The organism is Haloarcula halophila, from assembly GCF_029278565.1.
GTDB lineage: Archaea > Halobacteriota > Halobacteria > Halobacteriales > Haloarculaceae > Haloarcula > Haloarcula halophila.
The window spans coordinates 1,063,822-1,084,119 of sequence record NZ_CP119559.1 but is presented as its reverse complement, the minus strand read 5'-3'; the positions used below and the strand labels follow the sequence as shown (position 1 = coordinate 1,084,119).

Genomic DNA, 20,298 nt, shown 5'->3' with positions numbered 1-20,298 from the left:
CATGGGAATCAGCTACTCAGTCGACGCCGACCCGGACACGACGGCCAAAGCCATGCTCCGGGAGCGGCAGATGAGCCACAAGCACAGCAAGGCCATCGCCCGGGAGATCAAGGGCAAGACGGCCGGCGAGGCTGTCGCGTACCTCGAAGCGGTTATCGAGGGCGACCAGCCCGTTCCGTTCAAACAACACAACTCGGGCGTCGGTCACAAGAGCAAGGTCGACGGTTGGGACGCCGGTCGCTACCCGCAGAAGGCAAGCGAGGCGTTCCTCGACCTGCTCGAGAACGCCGTCGGCAACGCCGACCATCAGGGCTTCGACGGCGAGTCGATGCGGATCATGCACGTCGCCGCCCACAAGGTCGGCGAACAACAGGGCCGCAAACCCCGAGCGATGGGGCGAGCGAGCGCCTGGAACACGCCACAGGTCGACGTCGAACTCATCCTCGAGGAGGTCGAGGAATAATGGCGGACGAACAGCAGTTCATCGAAGACGGCCTCCAGCGGACCCAGATCGACGAGTTCTTCTCGGAAGAGCTCGGCCGAGCGGGCTACGGTGGCATGGACGTCGCCAAGACCCCGATGGGGACCCAGATCGTCCTCAAAGCCGAGAAACCAGGGATGGTCATCGGCAAGGGCGGGAAGAACATCCGGAAGATCACGACCCAGCTCGAAGAGCGGTTCAATCTCGACGACCCGCAGATCGACGTTCAAGAGGTCGAGGAACCGGACCTGAACGCCCGCATCGTCGCGGACCGACTGGCCAACGCGCTCGAACGTGGCTGGTACTTCCGGAAGGCCGGTCACACCACGATCGACCGGATCATGGAAGCCGGCGCGCTGGGTGCCGAGATCGTCCTTTCGGGGAAGGTCACGGGCGCCCGCTCGCGCGTCGAGAAGTTCAACCGCGGCTACGTCAAGCACAACGGCGAACCCGCCGAGGAGATCGTCGACTCCGGTGTCGGCGTCGCGGTGATGAAGCTGGGCACCATCGGTGTCCGGGTCAAGATCATCCCGCCGAACGCCCAACTCCCCGACGACTTCGAGATCTACGAGGACGTCGAGATCGAGGACTACGTCCCGGACACCGAGGGCGACTCCGTCGAGGAACTCCTCGAAGGCGAACCCGACGACGCCGACGCGGCGCCCGTCGAGGCCGACGCCGACGAGGCCGACGACGACACTGAAACCGATGTCGACGAGGAAGTCGTCGACGAGGAGGTCGTCGAGGAAGAGGTCGACGTCCCGACCGACGACGACGTCGAGGAAGTCGACGTCGACGACATCGAGGCGGCCGTCGACGAGGAACTCGACGAGGAGACCGAGGCGGAAGCCGAGGAACTGATGGACGAGATGGACGAGGAGGATGACGAATGACCGTCCTGCACGTCACCGAGATCCGCGACATGACGCCCGCCGAGCGGGAGGCAGAGCTCGATGACCTCAAGACGGAACTGCTGAACACCCGAGCCGTCAAGGCCGCGGGTGGCGCGCCGGACAATCCGGGGCGTATCAAGGAACTGAAGAAGGCCATCGCGCGCATCAAGACGATACAACGCGAAGAAGGCGACCTTCAGGAGAGCGAATAATGCCACTGACCCCCGAGACGCTCCCACGACACGAACTCGTCGGCCTCGACGTCGAGGTCGTCGCGGCGTCCAACCCGGACGCCGTCGGTATCAGCGGCAGCGTCGTCATGGAGACGACGAAGCTGCTCTCTGTCGAGGGAGCCGACCGGGTGTGGCACGTGCCGAAGGACGCGGCGACGTTCCTGTTCACGCTCGATGACGAGTCCCGAACGCGGGTCCGAATCGACGGCGAACGACTCGTTGCCCGTCCCGCTCGACGCACAGAAACTACAGGAGATTCACAATGGCGCTAGGACTGAACGTACAGGAGCCGGAGGAGACCTGTACCGACCAGAACTGTCCGTTCCACGGAGAGCTCTCCGTTCGCGGACAGACACTGGACGGTGCAGTCGCCTCCACTGACATGGAGAAGACCGTCGTCGTCGAGCGCGAGTACGACGTGAAGGTGCCCAAATACGACCGCTTCATGAAGCGGCGTAGCCGGATTCCGGCACACGCACCCGACTGTCTCGACCTCGCGGAGGGCGACACGGTCACGATCGCAGAGTGTCGACCACTCTCGAAGACAAAGAGCCACGTCGTCGTTGGCGTGGTCGCAGACGAACAGGGCGGTGACAACTGATGGAAGCGCTCAACGCTGACGTCACGCAGGGTCTCGAAAAGGGGTCGCTCATCACGTGTGCCGACAACACGGGCGCACGCGAGCTCAAGGTAATCTCGGTCCACGGCTACTCCGGGACCAAGAACCGCCACCCCAAGGCGGGCCTGGGCGACAAGATCACGGTCTCGGTCACCAAGGGGACGCCGGAGATGCGTCGCCAGGTGCTCGAAGCCGTGGTCATCCGCCAGCGAAAGCCGATCCGTCGACCCGACGGCACGCGCGTGAAGTTCCAGGACAACGCGGCCGTCATCGTCGACGAGAACGAGGACCCCCGCGGGACCGAGCTCAAGGGCCCGATCGCGCGTGAGGTCGCCGAACGATTCGGCAGTGTCGCTTCCGCAGCGACGATGATAGTATAGAACCATGAGCGAGAAACCAGACAAACAGCGAACGAGTCAACGACGCGCGCCGCTGCACGAGCGGCACAAACAGGTGCGGGCCACGCTCTCGGCCGACCTCCGCGAGGAGTACGGTCAGCGCAACGTCCGCGTCAACGCCGGTGACACGGTGGAAGTGCTGCGCGGCGACGACGCCGGCGAGGAGGGCGAAGTGCTGGACGTGGATCTGGCCGACGCGGCCATCCACGTCGAGGACGTCACCCTCGAGAAAGTCGACGGCGAAGAAGTGCCGCGCCCGCTCGACACTTCGAACGTCCGGGTCACCGACCTGGACCTCGAAGACGACAGGCGGCAGGCGCGTCTCGAATCGGAGGACGATACAGCATGAGCAACCACCAGAAGCGCCTCTCGGTGCCGAACAGTTGGCCCGTAGAGCGCAAGACAGCGACGTTCACGGTCAAGGCCGGTGCCGGCCCGCACGGTGAGTCGGGGGTTCCCCTGCTCATCGTCCTGCGGGACGTGCTGGGCTACGCCGACAACCGAAAGGAAGCGCGGTACGCCCTCAACGAGGACAACGTCCTCATCAACGGGACGCCCGTCTCCGACGAGGAACGCCCCGTCGGGATGTTCGACATCATGGCCTTCACCGAGCGAGACGAATACTACCGCGTGTTCCCCGGCGAGGGCGGTCGGCTGGCGCTGACCGCGATCGACGGCGACGCGGCCGACTCCAAACTGGGCAAGATCGTCACCAAGACAAACGTCTCCGGTGGCGACGTTCAGCTGGGGCTCCACGACGGGCAGACGCTGCTCGTCGAGGACGGTGACGCCTACAACGGCGGCGACTCGATCGTCGTCGACAACGAGAGCAACGAGGTCGTCGCCCACTTCGAGTACGAGGAGGGCGCGCTCGTCACCGCCGTCGACGGCGCCCACGCGGGCGAGATCGGGACGATCGAGGAGATCCAGGTCACCCCTGGGTCATCCCAGAACAACGTCCTCGTCTCCCAGGACGACGGCGGCTTCGAGACCGTCGAGGAGTACATCGTCGTGATCGACGAGAACTTCACCGGCGACGACTCCTCTGACGAACCCGAGAGCGACGGAGGTGACGACGAATGAGTTCCGAGAGCGAGTCGGCCGACTTCCACGAGATGCGCGAACCGCGCGTCGAGAAGGTCGTCGTCCACATGGGGATCGGCCACGGTGGCCAGGACCTGGCAAACGCCGAGGACATCATCACCGAGATCACCGGTCAGAGCCCGGTCCGAACGCGGGCCAAGAAGACCGTCGGCGAGTTCGACATCCGCGAGGGTGACCCCATCGGTGCGAAGGTCACGCTTCGGGCCGACGAGGCCCACGAGTTCCTGGAGACGGCGCTGCCGCTCGCGGAACTCTCGGAGACGCAGTTCGACGACACCGGCAACTTCAGCTTCGGCGTCGAGGAACACACGGAGTTCCCGAGCCAGGAGTACGACCCGAGCATCGGGATCTACGGACTGGACGTGACGGTCAACCTCGTCCGGCCCGGCTACCGCGTCGCCAAGCGCGACAAGGCGTCCCGATCGATCCCCTCGAACCATCGACTCGACCCCGCGGACGCGACCGCGTTCATCGAGTCGACCTTCGACGTTGAGGTGAGCGAATGAGCGAAAGTGAAACCACGGACGAGCCCGACGCCGAGGCCGACACGGAACGGACCGGCCAGCTCGAATCCTGCCAGCGCTGCGGGCGCGAGCAGGGGCTGGTCGGCAAGTACGATATCTGGCTGTGTCGCCAGTGCTTCCGCGAGATCTCGCGGGGAATGGGCTTCAAGAAATTCAACTAACCATGACAGGTAACGACCCATTCGCCAGTGCGCTGTCGGCCATCAACAACGCCGAGAGCGTCGGCCATCTGGAACAGACAGTATCGCCCGCCTCGAACGAAATCGGCTCTGTCCTCGAGGTCTTCTACGACCGCGGGTACATCGACGGGTTCAGCTTCGTCGACGACGGCAAGTCCGGTGAGTTCGAGGTCGAACTGAAAGGCGCCATCAACGAATGTGGCCCGGTCAAGCCCCGCTACTCCGCTGGGGCCGACGAGTTCGAGAAGTGGGAGAAGCGGTTCCTCCCCGCCCGTGACTACGGGACACTCGTCGTCACGACCAGCCACGGCGTCATGAGCCACTACGAGGCCCGAGAGGAGGGCGTCGGTGGCCAAGTAATCGCGTACGTCTACTAACAATGACACGAGTAGCACTGGAGATTCCGGCAGACGTGACCGCCGAGATGGACCATCTCGACCTCACGGTCGAGGGTCCGAACGGCAGCGTCACGCGACGGCTCTGGTACCCCGACATCGACGTCTCGGTCGACGGTGACGAGGTCGTCATCGCGTCCGAGGCGGAAGACGCGAAGACGAACTCGACGGTCGGGACCTTCGAGAGCCACGTAGAGAACATGTTCCACGGCGTGACCGAGGGCTGGGAGTACGAGATGGAAGTCTTCTACTCTCACTTCCCGATGCAGGTCGACGTCGAGGGTGACGAGGTCGTCATCGAGAACTTCCTCGGCGAGAAGGCCGCCCGTCGCACGACGGTCCACGGCGACACCGAGGTCCAGATCGACGGCGAGGAACTCACGCTCACTGGTCCCGACATCGAATCTGTCGGCCAGACCGCAGCGGACATCGAACAGCTCACCCGCGTCAACGACAAGGACGTCCGGGTGTTCCAGGACGGGGTGTACATCACCCAGAAACCGAACCGAGGTGACGCCTGATGGCGGACGACGAATTCACCGAGCTGACGGACATCAGCGGCGTCGGCGATGCCAAAGCGGACTCGCTCCGTGAGGCCGGCTTCGAGACGGTCGACGACATCCGCGGTGCCGATCAGTCGGCACTCGCAGAGGTCAGTGGCATCGGAAACGCGCTCGCAGCGCGAATCAAGGCCGATGTCGGTGGCCTCGAAGTCGAAGAGGAGACCGAGGCCGAAGTCGAAGAGGAAGGCGACGAGGACGAATCCGCGGACGTGGAGACGGAACTCCAGGCTCGTGGACTCGCCGACAAGACGCCCGACCTCGACGACGAGAAGGCTCGCCTGCTGACCCAGCGACACCGGGTCGGCAAGCCACAGTTCAACCGTCAGGACCACCACAAGAAGAACCGCGTCTCGACTTCGTGGCGCCGCCCCCGTGGCCAGCTTTCGAAACAGCGCCGCGGCATCAAGGGGAAAGGCGACACGGTCGAGGCCGGCTTCCGGTCCCCGACCGCGGTCCGTGGCAAGCACCCCTCGGGCTTCGAGGAAGTGCGTGTCCACAACGTCGACGACCTCGACGGCGTCGACGGCGACGTCGAGGCGGTCCGTATCGCCTCGAAGGTCGGCGCTCGCAAGCGCGAGCTAATCGAAGAAGCAGCAGAGGACGCGGGCATCCGCGTGCTCAACCCTACCTACGTCGAAGTGGAGGTTTCGGAATGACTGATCTCTCCGCACAGAAGCGACTCGCGGCAGACGTCCTCGACGTCGGGAAGAACCGCGTCTGGTTCAACCCCGACCGGCAGGGCGACATCGCGGACGCGATCACCCGCGATGACGTTCGCGAACTGGTCGACGAGGGCGCCATTCAGGCGAAAGACGAGAAGGGCAACTCCCGTGGCCGCGCCCGGGAGCGCCAGGAGAAACGCGCCTACGGCCACCAGAAGGGAGCCGGTTCCCGGAAGGGCAAGGCCGGCGCACGACAGAACGAGAAGGAAGCATGGGAGTCGCGCATCCGCGCACAGCGCGAGAAGCTGCGCGAACTCCGCGACGACGGCACGCTTTCGAGCTCGCAGTACCGCGACCTTTACGACAAGGCCGGCGGTGGCGAGTTCGACAGTGTCGCCGATCTCGAACGATATATCGACGCAAACCACGGTGACGAATAATGGCGACAGGACCACGATACAAGGTGCCGATGCGGCGACGCCGCGAGGCCCGTACCGATTACCATCAGCGGTTGCGCCTGCTGAAATCCGGTAAGCCCCGCCTCGTTGCTCGAAAGAGCAACAAGCACGTCAGGGCGCAGCTGGTGACGGTCGGCCCCGACGGTGACCGCACGCTCGCGTCCGCTCACTCAAGCGACCTGGCCGAGTACGGCTGGGAGGCCCCGACGGGCAACATGCCCTCGGCGTACCTCACCGGTCTGCTGGCCGGGCTTCGCGCACAGGAAGCGGGCGTCGAGGAAGCGGTCCTCGACATCGGCCTCAACACCCCGACCCCCGGATGTAAAGTATTCGCAATACAGGAAGGCGCAATCGACGCCGGCCTCGAAGTCCCGCACAACGACGACGTGCTCGCGGACTGGCAGCGCACGCGCGGTGCCCACATCGCCGAGTACGCCGAGCAGCTGGACGATCCGCTGTACAGCGGCGACTTCGACGCTGCAGACCTCCCGGAACACTTCGACGAGACCCGGGAGACACTACTGGAAGGTGACATCGAACTATGAGTGCTGACAACGGCTGGGAACCCAAGACACGCCTGGGCAAGAAGGTTGCCGAGGGCGAGATCGACTCCATGGAGGAGGCGCTGAACTCTGGGCTTCCCCTGAAAGAATCGGAAGTCGTCGACCAGCTCGTTCCCGATCTGGAAGACGAAGTGCTGGACATCAACATGGTCCAGCGGATGACTGACTCCGGCCGGCGTGTGAAGTTCCGCTGTGTCGTCGCCGTGGGCAACCGCGACGGCCTGATCGGCTACGCAGAAGGGCGTGACGATCAGGTCGGCGGGGCGATCCAGAAGGCGATCGACATCGGCAAGCTGAACCTCATCAACGTCTCGCGAGGCTGTGGGTCCTGGGAGTGTGGCTGTGGCCGTCCCCACACGGTCGCGCTGCGCACCAAGGGCAAGGCCGGCAGCGTCGAAGTCGAGCTTCAGCCCGCCCCGCGCGGGCTGGGCCTGGCGGGCGGAGAGACCGTCCGAAAGGTGCTCGAACTCGCCGGGATCGAGGACATCTGGACCCGTTCGTCGGGCAACACTCGTACCACGGTCAACTTCGCGAAGGCGACGTTCAACGCGCTCCAGAACACGGCCGAAGCCCGTGTCCCCCAGCGCACCTTCGAGAAGCGTGAGGTGATCGAGTGATGCACGCGCTCGTCCAGATCCGTGGCGACGTCAACATGCACACGGACATCCACGACACGCTGAAGATGCTGAACATCCACCACGTCAACCACTGTACGCTCGTCCCCGAGACGGACACGTACAACGGCATGGTGACGAAGGTCAACGACTACGTCGCCTACGGCGAACCCAGCCAGGAGACGCTCGAACTGCTCCTGGAGACCCGTGCGGAACCCGAGGAGGGTGACGCCGATGTCGACGACGAGTGGGTCGCCGAGAACACCGACTACGACGACATCGCTGGGCTCGCGTGGGCGCTCATGTCCGAGGAGACGACGCTGCAAGAGCAGGGACTCTCCCCGACGCTCCGTCTGCACCCGCCACGTGGCGGCCACGACGGCGTCAAACATCCCGTCAAGGAGGGCGGCGAACTCGGGAAACACGACACCGAGGGAATCGACGAACTCCTGGAGGCGATGCGATAATGACGAGCAAGAAACGACGACAGCGCGGTTCGCGCACGCACGGCGGCGGCTCACACAAGAACAACCGCGGGGCCGGTCACCGCGGTGGTCGCGGTGCGGCCGGTCGCGACAAGCACGAGATGCACAACCACCCGCCGCTGGGCAAGAGCGGGTTCAAGCGTCCCCAGAAGGTTCAGGAGGAGGTCGAGACGGTCGACGTCCGCGAACTCGACGAGGACGCCGCGTTGCTGGCCGCCGACGGCGTCGCCGAGCAAGACGGCGACACCTACCACATCGACGTCCGCGAGGTCGTCGAGGACGGTCACGACGTTGACGCCGTGAAAGTGCTGGGCGCCGGTCAGGTCCGCAACGAACTCAGCCTCGTGGCCGACGACTTCTCCGAGGGCGCTCGCGAGAAGATCGAGGCCGCAGGCGGCGAGACCGAACTGACCGAGCGCGGGCAGGAACGCCAGGCCCAGAAGACTGACAACGAGAGCACCGAGGAGTAACAGATCATGAGTTGGAAGGATACCGCCGAACCACTGCTCGTCCGGATGCCGGCAGTCCGCCGGCCGGAGGGGCACGTCCCGTTCAAACGGAAGCTGCTGTGGACAGCCGGCGTGCTGGTCCTCTACTTCTTCCTGACGAACGTGAAGCTGTTCGGGCTGGACATCGACGCTAGCCAGAACATCTTCGGTCGTTTCGGATCCATCCTTGCCTCCGGGCAAGGGAGCATCATGCAACTGGGCATCGGGCCCATCGTCACGGCGTCGATCGTCCTGCAGTTGCTCGGCGGGGCCGACCTGCTCGGGCTCGACACCCAGAACGACCCCCGTGATCAGATCCTCTATCAGGGCCTCCAGAAGCTGTTGGTGCTGGTGATGATCTGTCTGACCGGGCTGCCGATGGTCTTCGCCGGGAACTTCCTCCCGCCGGACCAGGCGGTCGCGAGCACGCTCGGTGTCGGTACGACGGCCGTGCAGGGGCTGATCTTCGCGCAGATCTTCGTCGGCGGTGTCCTCATCCTGTTCATGGACGAGGTCATCTCCAAGTGGGGCGTCGGCTCCGGTATCGGGCTGTTCATCGTCGCCGGCGTGAGTCAGCGACTGCTCGGTGGAGTGCTCTCGACGCCGTTTATCGGCAACCAGAGCGGCATCCTCCACACCTGGTTCCTGTTCGCGACGGGCGAGCGGGCGATCGGCCCGGTCCTGGCACCACAGGGACTCCAGACGCTGTTTGTCACGCCGGGTGGCGGGCGGCTGCTGGCGCTGATCACGACCATCCTCATCTTCGCGGTGGTCGTCTACGCCGAGTCGGTCCGGGTCGAGATTCCACTCTCGAACGCCCGGGTGAAGGGCGCGCGTGGTCGCTTCCCCGTGAAGCTCATCTACGCCAGCGTCCTGCCGATGATCCTCGTGCGTGCGCTGCAGGCCAACATCCAGTTCCTCGGACGGATCCTCTGTTCCCAGGTCGGGAACACGCTCCCCTTCGGCCTGGGGACCTACGGCGGCCAGTGTAGCCAGCCCACCGGTGGGCTGTTCTACTTCCTGGCACCGATCCAGGCCCCAGGAGACTGGATGTGGTGGCTCCAGGGCGCGACCCAGCCGATCTGGCAGATCCTGATCCGTATCGGGATCGACCTGACGTTCATGCTCGTCGGCGGTGCTGTCTTCGCCATCTTCTGGGTGGAGACCACGGACATGGGGCCGGAAGCGACGGCCCAGCAGATCCACAACTCCGGGATGCAGATCCCCGGGTTCCGACAGAACGTCGGTGTCATCGAGAAAGTGCTGGAACGCTACATCCCCCAGGTCACCGTCATCGGCGGTGCCCTGGTCGGGCTGCTGGCGGTCCTGGCGAACATGATGGGCACCATCGGCGGTGTCTCCGGAACCGGGCTGCTGCTGACGGTCTCGATCACGTACAAACTGTACGAGGAGATCGCCGAGGAGCAGCTCATGGAGATGCACCCGATGATGCGCCAGATGTTCGGGTAACGCCGAACGCTCTTTCTTCGCGGTTCGCCGTTCTTTCGGAAGCGGCTCGATATCGCACCGCCACACATTCCTGGCAGCCCGTCGAACGGACTGTCGATGAGTGGTCCTCCAGCGATCGAGACGGAGTCCCTCCAGAAGACGTATGGCTCGACGACGGCCGTCGACGGGCTCGATCTCACTGTCGGTTCGGCGACGGTATACGGTTTCCTGGGTCCCAACGGGGCCGGGAAGACGACGACGATGGAGATGCTCACCGGCCTCGTCGAACCGACCGGCGGACAGGCACGCGTCGCCGGGGTCGACAGCCGGAACCGACCGGAACTGGTCGGTGAGATCGGGTTGTTGCCGGAGGAGCCACCGCTGTACGACGACCTTTCGGGACGCGAACAGCTCCAGTTTGCGGCCGACGTACGCTCGCTCGACTGGGACGCCGTCGCGGACCGGGCACTGGAACTCGTCGAGCGGCTCGGACTCGCACCCGATCTGGACCAGCGTATCGAGGGCTATTCGAAGGGGATGTCCCAGAAGCTCGCGTTCGTCCAGGCGGTCCAGCACGACCCGACGGTCGTCTTTCTGGACGAGCCGACGAGCGGATTGGACCCGCGGGCGGCGAAGACGCTGCGGGTTCTAGTCACGGAACTGGCCGACAGCGGGACGACGGTGTTCCTCTCGACGCACATCCTCCCGGTCGTCGAAGCCATCGCCGACACCGTCGGCGTCCTCCACGAGGGACGCCTCGTCGCCGAGGGGCCACCGGACGAACTGGCCGACAGCGCCGCGGGAACGGACGTGCCGACCGGCGCGGGCCTCGAAGACGTCTTCCTCGAACTGACGAGCGAGCAGCCGGCACCGGATCGATGAGACGCCACGAACTGCACGCAGCGCGCGCACTCGCGACGACCGAACTCCGGTGTCGGGTGCGCGGGATACGGAAACAGCCGCGAAAACTCCTGTCGACGGTCCTGTTGGTGGTGCTGTTCGGGGTCCTCGCGCCGCTGGGACTGATCGGTCCGGCGATGGCTGTCGGGCAGGAACTGGGGGCGGGGGACCCCCCGATCGGCCGCCTGGGGGTAGCCGTCGCCGGCGTCGCAGGTGGCGGACTCTACCTCGGCGGTGCGACAGCGATGAGCCAGAGCGAGCTCGGCCGCGTCGGACCGCTCGTCCGGACTGCGACGGCCCCGCGGGCGGTCGTCGTCGGACGTGCGGGGAGTGAACTCCTCCAGGTCGGCGTCTTCGTCGTCCCGTTCTGTGGCGTCGGCTTGGCTGCGATCTCGGTCGGTGCTCGGGGGTTGCTGGCACCGATACTCGTCGGCGTCGGACTGCTCCCGGTCTTATTCGCGTCCCTGGTTGGGGGCCGTGCGCTCGGGTCGACGGGGCGTCTCGTCGGCCACCGACTCGGCGTCGGCGGGTGGACACGAGTCACGCTAGGCCTCGTCGCTGTGGCGGCGCTGTACGTCGGGTCACAGGTCGCCGTCAGGGGAGCTGTCGAGGGGTCCGGGAGCGGGTATCCGGAGACAGCCGTCGTACCCGGGGCACCGCTGCAGGCGTACGCCCGACTCGTCGTCGCCCCGTTGGGGGGGTCGGTCACCGTCACTGGCACCGCAGTAGCGGTCGGGATCGCCGCTATCGCGGTCCTCAGTGTAGCAGTCGCGACCAGTGCCGAGCACGCACTGCTCGTCGTTGAGGAAGACGGGACCGCCGCCGGAAGCGGGACGGTCCCGTGGCCGTTCGATCGGACGCCGGCGGCGCGGATCGGCTGGCGGTATCTGCTGCGAGCGCGGCGGAACCCGGCGATCCTGAGCCACCTGTTCCCCGTGGCGTTCGGGCTGTTTAGCCTCCTTGCCAGTTTCGCGACCGACCCGGGACTGTTGGTGTCGCTCGGGCCAGGAACCGTCTACGTCGTGGCCGTCCTGCTCGCGGGGGCGACGTTCGGGCTGAACCCGCTTGGTGACGAACGGGAGCAACTGCCCGTCCTGTTGACGAGTGCGCGATCGACGGCGGTGCTCCTCCGTGGCCGAATCGTCGCCGGGACGACAGTCGGTGCCGGTCTCGTCTTGGCTGTCGGGTTCCCGCTCGACGTCTACGCCGTCGGGGGAGAACTGGCGATCGCACACGCTGCACACGCGCTGGTGTTGGCCGGCTGCGGGGCGGGGACGGCGCTGTGGTTCGGTGCAGCGGTACCGGCCTTCGAGCGCCGCGAATACATGAACGTCGAGCGGGCACACCCCTCGATGTTCGTGTTGTTCGGCTACTCGCTTGGCGGGTTGGTCCCGGCGATCGGCGGGCACTTCCTGGTCGATCTGACGGTCAACAGTGACGAGACTACCCTGCTCGCGGGCGTCTGGGCCGTCTATCTTCTCGTCATCGTCGGCATCGGGGTGGGCGGCTACAGCTACGCGGTCCGACGCTTCGACGGGTTCTCCCTCGACGAGGTGTGAACTCGCCGGTCGTCGCCGACGGGAGCCGGTGATTTATTACGACGAGGGGAGACGATCCCCCTGTATGGTCCCCCCCAGCGGCTCGATCCAATTCGTATCGGACGACGATCGTACGGCGTCGGTACAGGCCGACGCTGCGGGAGGTGTCCACCGGTGAGTCTCGACATCGGTGACGCCATCTCGAACGGAGTCGAACGGCTCACCGACCGGAACGGGTTGCTCCTGCTCGGGGTGTTCGTCGCCTTCGGCTTGGTCAACACCGTCGTCGGGCAATCGCTTTTCACGTCGTATCTGGAGTTCGTCCGATCGTCCTTCGAGACGATGCCCGGCGGCCCGGGGATGGGAGAGCAGCCGTTCCCGTTCGCACCCGGAGGCCAGTCGATGCCCCTCGCGCTGCCGTTGTCGCTCCCGGTGGTTGCGGCACTGTCGCTCGGACTCGCCGTCCTCTCGGAGGCGCTTCGCATCGTCACCATCCGGGTGGTCGCCAGCGACGAGCGAGCGACGATCCCCGACACCGCGACGCGGAACATCGGGATGGCGACGGTGACCGCGTTCCTGCTGGGGCTGGTCGTCAACCTCGCTGTCGGGATCGGACTCGTGTTCCTGCTCCTCCCGGGTGTCTTCCTGGCCGTGTCGTTTTATTTCGTCCGCCCGGCGATCGCGCTGGAGGACAAGGGGCTCGACGCGCTCTCAAGGTCCTGGGAACTCGCGACCGGCAACCGTATCGACCTGTTCCTGTTGCTGGTCCTCGTGTGGTTCATCTCGCTGCTCGCGTCGATCCCGGCGACGATACTCAACTTCGTGAGCCCGATCGCCGGGGCACTGGTCGGTGTCGTCGTCAACGCGGTCGTTCTGGTCTTCGGGATCGCGGTTGCGACGGACGCGTTCCTCCAGCTTCGGACGGACGAGGACGAGGACGACGACATCGGCGCTGTCGATGCCGATTCGGAGTTCTTCGATGCGGAGCGTGAGGAGCTGTAAGACGAACGGAGACGGCGGTACAGGGAGACCGATCAGGCGTCACTGGCTTCGACAGTACAACACAGTCCGTCGGTACCGAGGCGGATCGACGCGGAGTCGTACCGGAGTCTGAACGTCTTGCAGTGGTGGCCGTCGCTGTCGTAGCGCATCTCCGTGGTGACCAGCCCAGCCTCTTGAAGACGGTTGAGCCGCCGGTAGACCGTCGGCCGGGAGCTGTTGCACTCCCTGACGATCTCGCGGGCGGACTTCGCCTCGTCGGTGATCGCAGTGATGATCTCGCGGGCGTGGTCGTCGTCGAGCAGCGCGACGAGTTCGGTCGCCTTGATCGTCTCCTCGGGTGCCTCTGTGGCTCTGTCGGCGGTCTGTGGGTGGTGTGTCTGTGCCATGGTTACTCCGTGGGGTCGGTCTGTTCGACCGAGAGCAGCGCGTCGGTCAGATACCCGCCCAGATCGGCCAGCGCGGTCAGGACGTGCAACGCCACCAGTCCGAGGAGCACGCCGAGTCCAGCCAGGCCGAGCGCTGCGGGCAGGGTGGTGACGGTGAGACTCCCGGCCTGATAGGTGACCGTCGGATCGTCGTACAGCAGTGGGGCGGCAAGCAGTGCGGGGACGACCGAACCGGCTATCACGAGTGCGACGAAGGCAACCAGGCCGAACACCGACTTCAACAGCACGACGACGAGGCTCGTCCAGGTCGTCGGGTCGACGAGAAACGCCTTGCAGGCTGCTAGTACGTCCGTCTCGGGATCGTCCAGCCCCCGCTGGAACGTCGACAGTGCGGTCGGGACTGGCGTCTCCTGGTCCAACAGCGCCCGGGAGAGGTGTGCCTCCAGCCAGGCCGCACCCGTCACGGCCAGCAGCGTCAGGCCGAGGATCGGGAGGCCGATCAGTATCGTCGAGAGGCTCAGGCCCGTCGAGATGCCGGTGGTCGCACCGACGAAGTACACGAAACCGAGCGGACCGGCCAGTAGGAGATAGGCGAGGCGTCTGTAGGTCGTCTCCTCGAAGGGGATACGGACAAACTGTGCGAACGTGTCTGAGGTCGATCGGGTCGTCATCGTCACAGTTCCACGGACGAGGCCTGGGACGGTATAAGGGGTCAACCGGCTGGTGAGCCGACAGATGGCCGGTAGTTTTATTACCCAGAATCGAACGTCCGGTAGATCGCGAGCAGCCCGATAGTGTGTGAGAGCGTGGCGGCGAGCAACGCCTGTGCGTCGCTGAGGGCCACGAACGGAGCGATTACCGACGCGAGGAGGTACGGGACGACCGCGATCGCGATGATGCCGACCGCGAGCGCTCGCATCGTGGGGCTGTCGTTGCGCCGGTAGCCCTGGAACGCCAGGATAGCGACGACGGTTCCCAGTGTTGCGGTCACGAGCGAGCTCCCCGTCGCGAGCAGATCGAGCCAGCTCATCGGCTCCCTCCGTAGACGACGACGAGGATGGTCAGCAGACCGGCCGATTCGAGCAGGGAGGTGGTCAGGACTCTGACCGCCGAGGGGACGACGACGAGGTTCCCGGCGACGAACCGGACGAACATCGGTGCGGGCGCGAGCAGGAACATCCCGACCGCGAGCAACAGGATCGGCGTGGCTCTGGACCGGCGATACCCCTGGACGAACCGATAGGTCACGAGTACTGACAGCACCGTCGCGACGAGGAACGTCGCGATCGCGAGCAGACCGACGACGGTCCCGCCACCTTCGACCGTGACCTGTGTGTAGGGGTCGGCCCCGACACGGAGTGTAGGTGGGTGTGCGGTCATCCTGTGAACTCCTCGTACAGTCTGGTGAACCGGTCGGCCGCCGGTTCGCGTCTGTCGACGTCGATGGTGACGCCGTCGTCGTGGAACTCGATCTCGACCCGTTCGAGTCGGGCCGAATAGGTCTTGTAGTGGTTCCCGTTCGGATCGAGCTGCTGGTGTGCGTCCAGCAGGTCCCGGTCCTGTAACCGCTCGATCCGGCGATAGATCGTCGAGTCGTCGGCGTCACAGAGTTCGCTCAGGGCCTGGGCGGACCTGCTCTCCTCGCGTGTCGCGACGAGTATCGTCCGGGCGTACTCGTCGTCGAGCAAAGCGAGGAGCTCTTCGTCGACATCGCGGACCTCGCCGACGACCGAGGGCATCGTCCGTGTTTGCGGGGTAGGCCATATTAACCCCCCGCCAGTGTCTCAGAACCGTCGTCCTCGGCATGTTTTTTGTCGGTGCCCGACCGACGGTCAACGCACGGTATGTCCGCCGGTCGTCAACTCCGCGAGCGTCTTCCGACCCTCAGATCGCTCCTCCTGGCCCCCGTTCGTCCCCGACCGTACCTCCGAGCACTGTATCTCTTCGTCGCCTTTCCGCTGGGAACCGTCTACTTCGTCGTGCTGGTGACGGGCGTGACGGCGGCCGTCCCGACGGTGCTCGTTCTCGTCGGCGTCCCGTTGTGCGTTGGCGTCCTGTTGCTCGCCCGCGGACTCGGACTGGTCGAGCGACACCTCGTCACCGCACTCCTCGGTGTCGACGTTCCGGCCCCGGCCTACGGCTTCCTGGATGGGTCGGTCCGCGAACGCGTGGTCGCACTCGTGGTCGATCGGTTTACCTGGACCGAACTGCTCTACCTGTTCAGCGTGTTCGCGTTCGGGATGGGATCGTTCGTCTTCTTGGTCAGCTCCCTCGCGATGTCCCTGACCTTCGTGGCGACGCCGCTGTACTACGACAGCGCTCCGGGACGGGTCGGTATCTTTCCCGGGGAGCCGATCGGACTCACACAGTCGCTGTATATCCCCTGGGGTGACCTCCTGGTCGGTGCGGAAGTCGGGCTCACGATGAGCGAGTGGGCTGTCGACTCGCTTCCCGACGCGATGGCGATGTCGCTCGTCGGGTTCGCCCTGTTGTTCGTGACGCTCACCCTCGTCGATGGGATCGGGTGGCTCTGGGGACAGTACGCACGGCTGATGCTCTCGGACGATCTCCGGCCGCTCGCCCGGCTCCGTGATCACCTCGACGACGTTGGAAACACAACAAATAGGTGAGGAGACGCCGATATCTCGACCCATGAGCCCTCCTACCAACAGCCCAGCGGTCCCCAGCGACGCACGCGCAGTCGCCGATCGGTACCTCCGGCGCGAACGCCTGCTCAGTGGGACGATGGCGATCTCGGTCGGCCTCCTCGGGGCCGTCGCAGTGTTGTTGTTGCCGTTGCTCCGGGCGCTCGGCGTCGTCGTCCTCCTGCTCGTAGTGTTTCGGTTCCCGGTGTTCCGGACCGCGGGGACGGCCACGCTGTCGACCGAGGCTGAGCCGGCCGCTGTGCGTGCGGCGTTCGCCGGTCCGACACCGCCCGTGCTCCCCTTCCAGTGGGGGATCGCCGACACCGTCCGGACGATCGACGGCGGGGCCGCCTACGACGTCTCCTATCTCTTCGGACTCCGGTCAGTAACGATGACCGTCGAGACGGCGGTGACGGGCGAGGACACGCTCGAACTCGTGGTTACCGCCGGGGAGCAGGATTGGGCGACCTACGACGTCACGATCCACGAGACCGAGGACGGGACGACCGTCGACGTCGAGTGGTCGGCGGACAGACGGTTCGCCCTCCGACGGCTTCCGCAGACACTGCTTGCGGGCCGATACCGCGAGCAGGCCCTGGCCGCACAGGGGTACACGACCGTCGAGTGGGACACGTCGCTGTCCCTGTGATCGACGGGCGGTTTTTGTCCACCGAGAAGTTCGATCCGGCCTGAGCCGGCCGAAGACTTTTGCGCCGACGTGTGGTAACCGCGGATATGGTCCGCCTCCCGTGGCGCGACGACCCGGACGAACCCACCGAGAGCGGTGGTCCCGGCGGGTCCGTCGGGAGCCACGACGCTCACCCCGATGCGGTCGTCGTCTGCTCGTTTCAGGACGGGACACTGGCCGTCTACGAAGACGATGTAGTGATCGAGCGCGTCGAGCGCTCGCGGTTCGACGACACGACGGTTCCGCTGGCGGACATCCGGGGTGTCGACCACGAGCGTGGCATCACCATCGGCTACGTCCAACTCGAAGTCGTCGGCGTCGAACCGGACGCGGGCGGCCTGTTCAGCGACCCGGTCAACGCGTACACGGTCCACTTCGGTCGGGATGGCCGGGACTGCGCACAGCAGGCCCGGGACGCGATTCTCGAACGGATGTCGGGCTGACCGTCACAGCGACTTCTCGAAGTGGAGGAGTTCGTACTCGCCCTCGATCGATTCGCTGACGTTCTCGTACCCCTCTTCGTGGTAGAACTCGACCGCTGCGGCCTGTCGCCGTGCCGTCGTCGCCAGGAGCAACTCGTACCCGTCCTCGGCGGCGCGGGCCTCCAGTCGGTGGAGGAGTTCCCGGCCGACGCCGCGTCGCTGACAGGGGGGAGCGACCCGCATCCGGTGGAGTTCGACGGCACCGGGGACCCTCCGCTCGTCTGGGTGACCGACCTCGTTGGGGAGGTAGCCGCCGATGGCGGCGACCCGGCCGTCGACTGTCCGCGGGAGGTCCGACTCGGCGGTCTCGCCTGTGAGAACACCGACCAGAAACTCGCCGCCGGTGTCGAGATACCGGCCCTCGACGTCTCTGAGGTCGTCGGTCCCGGGTACGTCTGCCGGCTCGGTCCCCGCGGCCCGCATCGCCCACTCGTGGAGCTTCCACACGGCGTCGGCGTCTTCACGGCGATACCGGCGGAACTGGACGGCTGCCATCTGCCGGGGTTCGGACTGGCAACGGCTTCAGGGTGTCGGCTTCCCGCCGATCCGTCGGCCACACCGGTCACGCCCGCCGGACACACTCCCGAACGATGTTGTAGACGCGTTCGGGGTTCTCGACGTTCTCCAGTCGGATGCTCCCGAGGCCGAGGTTCATCGTGATGGTCCCGAACCCCAGGGCATTCTGGAAGCGGTTCTGGTTCAGCCGGTGGCTCCGGACCTGCTCGAAACGGACACCCTTCGTCCGGGTCCGGAAGAGGAACTGGTACTCCCGTTCGACCCGGTCGCGGGTCACGACGTAGGTCGTCTTGACGAGGACGACAGTCCGGACCAGCAGTCTGAGCGCGACCAACACGGTCACGAGCAGGACCACGAGCCCGACGGTGTTCGTCACCTCCGGATCGCCGAGCAGTTCCGGCCGTTGCTGGAGGGCGACAACGACTGCGAGCCCCAGTAGCAGAAACACCGCTAGCCTGAGCAGCGTCGGTTTCGTGGTCGGGTTCGTCCGCAGTAGCTCCCCGTCCCCGCTCTGTTCTCCGCCGTCGGTTCTGATAGCAGTTCGTTGCATGTCAGATCAGCCCCATCGTCGTCGCGACGACCGATCCGGCGACGTACAGCACCGGCGAGAGCGCCACGGCGACGACCGTGGTCGCCGCGTCGGTTCTGCCGGTCCGGTGGTTGATTCGCGCACCGAGATACAGCGACAGGAGGTAATACAGCGTCGTGACACACAGCAGTGCCAGTACCCACCGACCCTGTGTCGTCAGCGGCCCGGCGACCAGCGAATCGGGCCGGCCCCCGGGCAGTTCCAGGCTCGACCCCAGCAGGTCGATGACCCAGTAGACGAACGCCGCCTGGACGTTCCGGACGAGCGCGCGCGCCGCCGCCAGCCCGTCGGTGTTGGTGAGATACCAGACGCCGGAGAACAGCGCTACGAGGTACGCGCTGGTCGTATAGACAACGGTGTGGACACTCTGGACGAGGCCGCGTGCACCGCCTGTCGCGACGACGCCCAGGTGGAAGGTCAACAGCGTGATCCCCGTCGCGACGGTGATAAACGCACAGTTCTGGACGAACGCCACGGCGATCGCCCAGCCCGCGGCCGGATCACCGAGCAGTGGTGCCGCGACCGCGACGAAGACAGCGGGAGGCGACCCCGCTTGCTGAAGCCCGACACCGGCGACGGTCAGCGGCAGGGCGTACAACACGAGGTTGACGAGATAGACGACCACCAGTGACGCCAGCTGTCGGGCGGTCGCGGTCAGCGAGTCGCCGTAGGCACTCTGCTGGAACGCGACGAACCGGCGGGGTCGAACCACCGCGTCGAAGGCCGCCCGGACGACCGGTCCCACACCCCTCGCGACCATACGTGGTTGTTTTCGAAGACGTATTTAGCCGTTTGTGTCGCGGCATCGTGGGGCGCTTTTTTATCGGAACGGGGCAAACAGTCCCGACAGTCGTCACTATGGCAGATCGATCAGACACGCCGCTCGTTGCCGTGACCGTGCTGTCGACGCTGTGGCTGGACGGACTCGCCGTCGGCTTTCTCCTCGACCTCGCGACCCCGATACAACTGCTGGCCGCCTGCTGGACGCTCTCCTTTCCGCTCGTCCCGCTCGTCGTCGCGGACGGCGAGGGGACAGGCGCGCTCTCCTGGCCGTTGATCGTCGCCCTGGAACTCCCGGTGGTGAACGTCCTGGCGGGGCTCGGCTACGCGATCGGCCGTCATCGGGCAGTCAGACCCTCGAAAGACGGGTTGTTGGGACACGGTGGCTTGTACGGGCTGGGCATCGCCGCCGCCGCCCTCTCGCTGGTCGTGGCCCCGTTTCTGACGGGACCGATCGCGCTGGGCTGTGGCTACCGGGTCCGGTCGGCGTATCACCGCCGGCAGGGCTCGCTACTGCTCGCCGTCGCCGGCGTGTTGATGCTGGCGGGGCTCGTCGTGAACGTGGTGATCTTCCTGTTTCTCCGCCCTGGACCGATCCTCTGAGTGGACTGATCGACAGCAGGCGCAACCGTCGTCCCTGGCTCGCTCGCCCGCGACCGCGACC

At 65.8% G+C, this 20,298-nt stretch carries 34 protein-coding genes; 26 read left to right on the top strand and 8 right to left on the bottom strand.

The features are described 5' to 3' along the window. The first annotated feature begins 1 nt into the window (after position 1). From P0204_RS05685 to P0204_RS05580, 22 genes are all read left to right on the top strand, one after another. Positions 2–463 carry a 50S ribosomal protein L22 gene (locus P0204_RS05685; RefSeq protein WP_276222460.1) on the top strand — a complete coding sequence of 154 codons (462 nt, stop codon included), beginning with the start codon at positions 2–4 and terminating at the stop codon, positions 461–463. Beyond that, on the top strand, positions 463–1,374 hold the full coding sequence (locus P0204_RS05680) for a 30S ribosomal protein S3 (RefSeq protein WP_276222458.1): 912 nt from the start codon (positions 463–465) through the stop codon (positions 1,372–1,374). The genes P0204_RS05685 and P0204_RS05680 overlap by 1 nt, the downstream gene beginning before the upstream one ends. Continuing rightward, positions 1,371–1,586: a 50S ribosomal protein L29 gene (rpmC, locus tag P0204_RS05675; protein ID WP_276222456.1), complete on the top strand. Its 216-nt coding sequence runs from the start codon at positions 1,371–1,373 to the stop codon at positions 1,584–1,586. Before P0204_RS05680 ends, rpmC begins: the two co-directional genes overlap by 4 nt. Then, positions 1,586–1,879 (top strand): ribonuclease P protein component 1, encoded by a 294-nt coding sequence (locus tag P0204_RS05670; protein ID WP_276222454.1) that lies wholly within the window; start codon positions 1,586–1,588, stop codon positions 1,877–1,879. Before rpmC ends, P0204_RS05670 begins: the two co-directional genes overlap by 1 nt. Continuing rightward, positions 1,870–2,208, top strand: a complete 339-nt coding sequence (locus P0204_RS05665) for a 30S ribosomal protein S17 (protein ID WP_276222452.1) — start codon at positions 1,870–1,872, stop codon at positions 2,206–2,208. Before P0204_RS05670 ends, P0204_RS05665 begins: the two co-directional genes overlap by 10 nt. Further along, complete coding sequence (locus tag P0204_RS05660; RefSeq protein ID WP_276222451.1) at positions 2,208–2,606, top strand: 50S ribosomal protein L14; 399 nt, start codon at positions 2,208–2,210, stop codon at positions 2,604–2,606. The genes P0204_RS05665 and P0204_RS05660 overlap by 1 nt, the downstream gene beginning before the upstream one ends. 4 nt (positions 2,607–2,610) lie before the next feature. Continuing rightward, a complete protein-coding gene (rplX, locus tag P0204_RS05655; protein WP_276222448.1) occupies positions 2,611–2,973 on the top strand; it encodes a 50S ribosomal protein L24 in 363 nt (120 codons plus the stop codon). Beyond that, positions 2,970–3,707 (top strand): 30S ribosomal protein S4e, encoded by a 738-nt coding sequence (locus P0204_RS05650; protein WP_276222446.1) that lies wholly within the window; start codon positions 2,970–2,972, stop codon positions 3,705–3,707. Before rplX ends, P0204_RS05650 begins: the two co-directional genes overlap by 4 nt. Beyond that, positions 3,704–4,234 carry a 50S ribosomal protein L5 gene (locus P0204_RS05645; RefSeq protein WP_276222445.1) on the top strand — a complete coding sequence of 177 codons (531 nt, stop codon included), beginning with the start codon at positions 3,704–3,706 and terminating at the stop codon, positions 4,232–4,234. The genes P0204_RS05650 and P0204_RS05645 overlap by 4 nt, the downstream gene beginning before the upstream one ends. Continuing rightward, positions 4,231–4,413 (top strand): 30S ribosomal protein S14, encoded by a 183-nt coding sequence (locus tag P0204_RS05640; protein ID WP_276222444.1) that lies wholly within the window; start codon positions 4,231–4,233, stop codon positions 4,411–4,413. The genes P0204_RS05645 and P0204_RS05640 overlap by 4 nt, the downstream gene beginning before the upstream one ends. Before the next feature lie 2 nt (positions 4,414–4,415). Then, on the top strand, positions 4,416–4,808 hold the full coding sequence (locus tag P0204_RS05635; RefSeq protein ID WP_276222442.1) for a 30S ribosomal protein S8: 393 nt from the start codon (positions 4,416–4,418) through the stop codon (positions 4,806–4,808). A gap of 2 nt (positions 4,809–4,810) precedes the next feature. Continuing rightward, the gene (locus P0204_RS05630; RefSeq protein ID WP_276222440.1) at positions 4,811–5,347 is read left to right on the top strand and encodes a 50S ribosomal protein L6; all 537 of its coding nucleotides are present in this window, start codon (positions 4,811–4,813) and stop codon (positions 5,345–5,347) included. Continuing rightward, entirely contained in the window at positions 5,347–6,045 is a 699-nt protein-coding gene (locus tag P0204_RS05625) for a 50S ribosomal protein L32e (protein WP_276222438.1), read from the top strand. The genes P0204_RS05630 and P0204_RS05625 overlap by 1 nt, the downstream gene beginning before the upstream one ends. Then, positions 6,042–6,491: a 50S ribosomal protein L19e gene (locus tag P0204_RS05620; protein WP_276222436.1), complete on the top strand. Its 450-nt coding sequence runs from the start codon at positions 6,042–6,044 to the stop codon at positions 6,489–6,491. Before P0204_RS05625 ends, P0204_RS05620 begins: the two co-directional genes overlap by 4 nt. Then, complete coding sequence (locus P0204_RS05615) at positions 6,491–7,054, top strand: 50S ribosomal protein L18 (RefSeq protein WP_276222434.1); 564 nt, start codon at positions 6,491–6,493, stop codon at positions 7,052–7,054. Before P0204_RS05620 ends, P0204_RS05615 begins: the two co-directional genes overlap by 1 nt. Then, the gene (locus P0204_RS05610) at positions 7,051–7,689 is read left to right on the top strand and encodes a 30S ribosomal protein S5 (RefSeq protein WP_276222432.1); all 639 of its coding nucleotides are present in this window, start codon (positions 7,051–7,053) and stop codon (positions 7,687–7,689) included. The genes P0204_RS05615 and P0204_RS05610 overlap by 4 nt, the downstream gene beginning before the upstream one ends. Beyond that, complete coding sequence (rpmD, locus tag P0204_RS05605; protein WP_276222431.1) at positions 7,689–8,153, top strand: 50S ribosomal protein L30; 465 nt, start codon at positions 7,689–7,691, stop codon at positions 8,151–8,153. Before P0204_RS05610 ends, rpmD begins: the two co-directional genes overlap by 1 nt. Beyond that, positions 8,153–8,641: an uL15m family ribosomal protein gene (locus P0204_RS05600; RefSeq protein ID WP_276222429.1), complete on the top strand. Its 489-nt coding sequence runs from the start codon at positions 8,153–8,155 to the stop codon at positions 8,639–8,641. Before rpmD ends, P0204_RS05600 begins: the two co-directional genes overlap by 1 nt. 6 nt (positions 8,642–8,647) lie before the next feature. Next, complete coding sequence (secY, locus tag P0204_RS05595; protein ID WP_276222427.1) at positions 8,648–10,129, top strand: preprotein translocase subunit SecY; 1,482 nt, start codon at positions 8,648–8,650, stop codon at positions 10,127–10,129. A gap of 96 nt (positions 10,130–10,225) precedes the next feature. Continuing rightward, positions 10,226–10,990, top strand: coding sequence for an ABC transporter ATP-binding protein (locus P0204_RS05590; protein ID WP_276222425.1), 765 nt, complete (start codon positions 10,226–10,228; stop codon positions 10,988–10,990). Further along, positions 10,987–12,567: a hypothetical protein gene (locus tag P0204_RS05585; RefSeq protein ID WP_276222423.1), complete on the top strand. Its 1,581-nt coding sequence runs from the start codon at positions 10,987–10,989 to the stop codon at positions 12,565–12,567. Before P0204_RS05590 ends, P0204_RS05585 begins: the two co-directional genes overlap by 4 nt. A 153-nt stretch (positions 12,568–12,720) precedes the next feature. Further along, the gene (locus P0204_RS05580; RefSeq protein ID WP_276222421.1) at positions 12,721–13,548 is read left to right on the top strand and encodes a DUF7847 domain-containing protein; all 828 of its coding nucleotides are present in this window, start codon (positions 12,721–12,723) and stop codon (positions 13,546–13,548) included. Positions 13,549–13,580: 32 nt separating this feature from the next. On the opposite strand, the gene P0204_RS05575 is transcribed toward P0204_RS05580, so the two are convergent. From P0204_RS05575 to P0204_RS05555, 5 genes are all read right to left on the bottom strand, one after another. After that, positions 13,581–13,934 (bottom strand): ArsR/SmtB family transcription factor, encoded by a 354-nt coding sequence (locus P0204_RS05575; protein WP_276222420.1) that lies wholly within the window; start codon positions 13,932–13,934, stop codon positions 13,581–13,583. A gap of 2 nt (positions 13,935–13,936) precedes the next feature. Next, positions 13,937–14,605, bottom strand: coding sequence for a sensor domain-containing protein (locus tag P0204_RS05570; protein ID WP_276222419.1), 669 nt, complete (start codon positions 14,603–14,605; stop codon positions 13,937–13,939). Positions 14,606–14,685: 80 nt separating this feature from the next. Continuing rightward, complete coding sequence (locus tag P0204_RS05565) at positions 14,686–14,964, bottom strand: DUF7521 family protein (protein WP_276222417.1); 279 nt, start codon at positions 14,962–14,964, stop codon at positions 14,686–14,688. After that, the gene (locus tag P0204_RS05560) at positions 14,961–15,314 is read right to left on the bottom strand and encodes a hypothetical protein (RefSeq protein ID WP_276222415.1); all 354 of its coding nucleotides are present in this window, start codon (positions 15,312–15,314) and stop codon (positions 14,961–14,963) included. Before P0204_RS05560 ends, P0204_RS05565 begins: the two co-directional genes overlap by 4 nt. Continuing rightward, entirely contained in the window at positions 15,311–15,673 is a 363-nt protein-coding gene (locus P0204_RS05555) for an ArsR family transcriptional regulator (RefSeq protein WP_276222414.1), read from the bottom strand. Before P0204_RS05555 ends, P0204_RS05560 begins: the two co-directional genes overlap by 4 nt. A 105-nt stretch (positions 15,674–15,778) precedes the next feature. Between P0204_RS05555 and P0204_RS05550 the strand changes: the two genes are divergently transcribed. The 3 genes from P0204_RS05550 to P0204_RS05540 all read left to right on the top strand — a co-directional run bounded on the left by P0204_RS05550 (position 15,779) and on the right by P0204_RS05540 (position 17,710). After that, positions 15,779–16,564: a sensor domain-containing protein gene (locus P0204_RS05550; RefSeq protein WP_276222412.1), complete on the top strand. Its 786-nt coding sequence runs from the start codon at positions 15,779–15,781 to the stop codon at positions 16,562–16,564. 22 nt (positions 16,565–16,586) lie between these two features. Beyond that, positions 16,587–17,228 carry a hypothetical protein gene (locus P0204_RS05545; protein ID WP_276222411.1) on the top strand — a complete coding sequence of 214 codons (642 nt, stop codon included), beginning with the start codon at positions 16,587–16,589 and terminating at the stop codon, positions 17,226–17,228. Positions 17,229–17,314: 86 nt separating this feature from the next. After that, positions 17,315–17,710: a hypothetical protein gene (locus P0204_RS05540; protein ID WP_276222409.1), complete on the top strand. Its 396-nt coding sequence runs from the start codon at positions 17,315–17,317 to the stop codon at positions 17,708–17,710. Positions 17,711–17,713: 3 nt separating this feature from the next. On the opposite strand, the gene P0204_RS05535 is transcribed toward P0204_RS05540, so the two are convergent. The 3 genes from P0204_RS05535 to P0204_RS05525 form a co-directional block, all read right to left on the bottom strand. After that, positions 17,714–18,244, bottom strand: coding sequence for a GNAT family N-acetyltransferase (locus P0204_RS05535; protein ID WP_276222407.1), 531 nt, complete (start codon positions 18,242–18,244; stop codon positions 17,714–17,716). Between the two features lie 67 nt (positions 18,245–18,311). Further along, the gene (locus tag P0204_RS05530; protein WP_276222405.1) at positions 18,312–18,815 is read right to left on the bottom strand and encodes a PH domain-containing protein; all 504 of its coding nucleotides are present in this window, start codon (positions 18,813–18,815) and stop codon (positions 18,312–18,314) included. Position 18,816: 1 nt separating this feature from the next. Continuing rightward, the gene (locus P0204_RS05525) at positions 18,817–19,614 is read right to left on the bottom strand and encodes a hypothetical protein (protein ID WP_276222403.1); all 798 of its coding nucleotides are present in this window, start codon (positions 19,612–19,614) and stop codon (positions 18,817–18,819) included. Between the two features lie 98 nt (positions 19,615–19,712). Here P0204_RS05525 and P0204_RS05520 point away from each other — a divergent pair, with 98 nt between their 5' ends. Beyond that, complete coding sequence (locus tag P0204_RS05520) at positions 19,713–20,237, top strand: hypothetical protein (RefSeq protein WP_276222402.1); 525 nt, start codon at positions 19,713–19,715, stop codon at positions 20,235–20,237. Positions 20,238–20,298: the final 61 nt, after the last annotated feature.

Coding starts and splice junctions, on each gene's coding strand:
- P0204_RS05685 (WP_276222460.1), top strand. CDS start 2: ATGGGAATCAGCTACTCAGTCGACGCCGACCCGGACACGACGGCCAAA.
- P0204_RS05680 (WP_276222458.1), top strand. CDS start 463: ATGGCGGACGAACAGCAGTTCATCGAAGACGGCCTCCAGCGGACCCAG.
- rpmC (WP_276222456.1), top strand. CDS start 1,371: ATGACCGTCCTGCACGTCACCGAGATCCGCGACATGACGCCCGCCGAG.
- P0204_RS05670 (WP_276222454.1), top strand. CDS start 1,586: ATGCCACTGACCCCCGAGACGCTCCCACGACACGAACTCGTCGGCCTC.
- P0204_RS05665 (WP_276222452.1), top strand. CDS start 1,870: ATGGCGCTAGGACTGAACGTACAGGAGCCGGAGGAGACCTGTACCGAC.
- P0204_RS05660 (WP_276222451.1), top strand. CDS start 2,208: ATGGAAGCGCTCAACGCTGACGTCACGCAGGGTCTCGAAAAGGGGTCG.
- rplX (WP_276222448.1), top strand. CDS start 2,611: ATGAGCGAGAAACCAGACAAACAGCGAACGAGTCAACGACGCGCGCCG.
- P0204_RS05650 (WP_276222446.1), top strand. CDS start 2,970: ATGAGCAACCACCAGAAGCGCCTCTCGGTGCCGAACAGTTGGCCCGTA.
- P0204_RS05645 (WP_276222445.1), top strand. CDS start 3,704: ATGAGTTCCGAGAGCGAGTCGGCCGACTTCCACGAGATGCGCGAACCG.
- P0204_RS05640 (WP_276222444.1), top strand. CDS start 4,231: ATGAGCGAAAGTGAAACCACGGACGAGCCCGACGCCGAGGCCGACACG.
- P0204_RS05635 (WP_276222442.1), top strand. CDS start 4,416: ATGACAGGTAACGACCCATTCGCCAGTGCGCTGTCGGCCATCAACAAC.
- P0204_RS05630 (WP_276222440.1), top strand. CDS start 4,811: ATGACACGAGTAGCACTGGAGATTCCGGCAGACGTGACCGCCGAGATG.
- P0204_RS05625 (WP_276222438.1), top strand. CDS start 5,347: ATGGCGGACGACGAATTCACCGAGCTGACGGACATCAGCGGCGTCGGC.
- P0204_RS05620 (WP_276222436.1), top strand. CDS start 6,042: ATGACTGATCTCTCCGCACAGAAGCGACTCGCGGCAGACGTCCTCGAC.
- P0204_RS05615 (WP_276222434.1), top strand. CDS start 6,491: ATGGCGACAGGACCACGATACAAGGTGCCGATGCGGCGACGCCGCGAG.
- P0204_RS05610 (WP_276222432.1), top strand. CDS start 7,051: ATGAGTGCTGACAACGGCTGGGAACCCAAGACACGCCTGGGCAAGAAG.
- rpmD (WP_276222431.1), top strand. CDS start 7,689: ATGCACGCGCTCGTCCAGATCCGTGGCGACGTCAACATGCACACGGAC.
- P0204_RS05600 (WP_276222429.1), top strand. CDS start 8,153: ATGACGAGCAAGAAACGACGACAGCGCGGTTCGCGCACGCACGGCGGC.
- secY (WP_276222427.1), top strand. CDS start 8,648: ATGAGTTGGAAGGATACCGCCGAACCACTGCTCGTCCGGATGCCGGCA.
- P0204_RS05590 (WP_276222425.1), top strand. CDS start 10,226: ATGAGTGGTCCTCCAGCGATCGAGACGGAGTCCCTCCAGAAGACGTAT.
- P0204_RS05585 (WP_276222423.1), top strand. CDS start 10,987: ATGAGACGCCACGAACTGCACGCAGCGCGCGCACTCGCGACGACCGAA.
- P0204_RS05575 (WP_276222420.1), bottom strand. CDS start 13,934: ATGGCACAGACACACCACCCACAGACCGCCGACAGAGCCACAGAGGCA.
- P0204_RS05570 (WP_276222419.1), bottom strand. CDS start 14,605: ATGACGACCCGATCGACCTCAGACACGTTCGCACAGTTTGTCCGTATC.
- P0204_RS05565 (WP_276222417.1), bottom strand. CDS start 14,964: ATGAGCTGGCTCGATCTGCTCGCGACGGGGAGCTCGCTCGTGACCGCA.
- P0204_RS05560 (WP_276222415.1), bottom strand. CDS start 15,314: ATGACCGCACACCCACCTACACTCCGTGTCGGGGCCGACCCCTACACA.
- P0204_RS05555 (WP_276222414.1), bottom strand. CDS start 15,673: ATGCCCTCGGTCGTCGGCGAGGTCCGCGATGTCGACGAAGAGCTCCTC.
- P0204_RS05550 (WP_276222412.1), top strand. CDS start 15,779: ATGTCCGCCGGTCGTCAACTCCGCGAGCGTCTTCCGACCCTCAGATCG.
- P0204_RS05545 (WP_276222411.1), top strand. CDS start 16,587: ATGAGCCCTCCTACCAACAGCCCAGCGGTCCCCAGCGACGCACGCGCA.
- P0204_RS05540 (WP_276222409.1), top strand. CDS start 17,315: ATGGTCCGCCTCCCGTGGCGCGACGACCCGGACGAACCCACCGAGAGC.
- P0204_RS05535 (WP_276222407.1), bottom strand. CDS start 18,244: ATGGCAGCCGTCCAGTTCCGCCGGTATCGCCGTGAAGACGCCGACGCC.
- P0204_RS05530 (WP_276222405.1), bottom strand. CDS start 18,815: ATGCAACGAACTGCTATCAGAACCGACGGCGGAGAACAGAGCGGGGAC.
- P0204_RS05525 (WP_276222403.1), bottom strand. CDS start 19,614: ATGGTCGCGAGGGGTGTGGGACCGGTCGTCCGGGCGGCCTTCGACGCG.
- P0204_RS05520 (WP_276222402.1), top strand. CDS start 19,713: ATGGCAGATCGATCAGACACGCCGCTCGTTGCCGTGACCGTGCTGTCG.